Raw genomic sequence first — 1,716 nt, 5'->3', positions numbered from 1 at the left:
GCCTGGCGGCGCCGGTCGACGACCTGGTTGTCGGCGCGCAGGATGCGGTAGAGGGTGGAGATCGAGGCCAGGTAGACGCCTTCGTCGAGCAGCGTCGCGAACGTCTCGGTCACGGTGGTGTCGACGAACCGGTCGCTGTCGAGCACGGCCAGGATGCGGGCGCGTTCGGCGTCGCTGAGTCGGTTGACCGGCGCTGGCCGCGGCGCGGGTGCACACGTCACCCGGGTGCGGGCGCGTCGGTGGGCGGTGCTGCGGGCCATACCCGTCAGACGGGCAGCTGCGCGGGTCGACGTCCGGGCGGCCAGCAGAGACGCGTGGGCGTCGGTCAGGACTTGCTGGGCTTGGTGTCGGTGTCCGCGCTCTCGGAGATCTCGGCCAAGAGCGCGTGTGGTCGGGTCGCCCGGGGGAATCTCACCCCCGGGCTCCCACAGATCCCGGCGTGACAGTCTCCCGTCACCGGGCTCCTATCATCCTGGTCACCAAATCGAGTGGACCCATTTCCAGTGGACGAAGAAAAGCGGATACGCCTTGGTGATCTGCTTCCACCGCCGATGGAACTTGTTGAAGGTCTTCAGCCGCCGGAACTTCTTCCGGACCCAGCGCATCAGGTAGTAGTTGATGCGCCGCAGGAGGGGATACAGTTCGGTTCTGTAAAACGCCCCGTAGTACTGCATCCAGCCCCGCACGATCGGATTGATCCAACGTGCGAACTCGGTGAAGGTGTAGCCGATGTGCATATGGAGCCGCCAGGAGCGGACTTCCGCACTCATCTTCTTGAGGGCGTCCTTGCTGACCGCAGGCAGGAACGAGGTGAAAATCTTACCGTTCCTGTCCCGTGCTGCGCGGCGCTGGAACGTGAAGCCGAGGAACGTGAACGACGTCGCCACGACATCGTCGCGGCGTCGGTCTCTTCCGCAGTACACGACCCGGGTCTTGGCCGGGTGCAGTTGCAGCCCGACCTCCTCCATCCTGTCGCCGACCGCCCGCAGGACTTCACGGGCTCGACGCTCGGATCCGCAGTGGATAACTGCGTCATCGGCGTAGCGTTCGAACTGGACGTCCCGAAAATTGCGGGCGAGCCACTGGTCGAACGCATAGTGCAGGAACAAATTCGCCAGCACAGGCGAGACCGCAGACCCCTGCGGGGCGCCCCGGTCTCGCTGCCGCAAGGTGCCGTCGGATAGTTGAAGCGGTGCGGCAAGCCACCGCTTCACATACAGAACTACCCATGCGGCATCGGTGTGGGCTTTCACCGCTTTGACGACGAGGTCCCAGCGGACGCTGTCGAAGAATTTCGAGACATCGAGGTCGATGACCCAATCCTTGTCCCAGCACCGCCGTCGGCATACCCCGACCGCGTCCAGAGCCGACCTTCCGGGCCGGTAGCCGAAGGAGTCCGGGTGGAACACAGGTTCCACCCGCTTCTCCAGATGCCCGGCTACCACCGTCTGCGCGATCCTGTCAGCGACCGTAGGCACCCCGAGTAGACGAACCCCTCCGCCATGCGACTTCGGGATTTCCACACCCTTCACCGGAGGCGGGAAGTAACTACCCGAGGACATCCGATTCCAGATCTTATAGAGGTTTCCCTTCAGATCCTTTTCGAACTCCTCGATCGTACGTATTCAGCTTGAGAGAGCGGCGGGCATCCACGGGCCGGTGGTGAACAGCTGTTTGAGCACGTCGAGTGCGTCCTGGCCGTGTTTGGCGGCGGTG

General features: G+C 64.0%; 1 protein-coding gene and 1 pseudogene. Both read right to left on the bottom strand.

The features are described from left to right. Window positions 1-260 (bottom strand): annotated as a pseudogene (locus JNW87_RS38395) (IS3 family transposase); the annotation flags it as partial. Between the two features lie 216 nt (window positions 261-476). Further along, on the bottom strand, window positions 477-1,616 hold the full coding sequence (gene ltrA / locus JNW87_RS38390) for a group II intron reverse transcriptase/maturase (protein WP_309234165.1): 1,140 nt from the start codon (window positions 1,614-1,616) through the stop codon (window positions 477-479). Window positions 1,617-1,716: the final 100 nt, after the last annotated feature.

It is taken from the genome of Micromonospora sp. ATA51 (assembly GCF_016802855.1).
Lineage (GTDB): Bacteria > Actinomycetota > Actinomycetes > Mycobacteriales > Micromonosporaceae > Micromonospora > Micromonospora sicca.
Note: the sequence above shows the minus strand (reverse complement) of the source record. Positions and strands in the feature narration are given on the sequence as shown.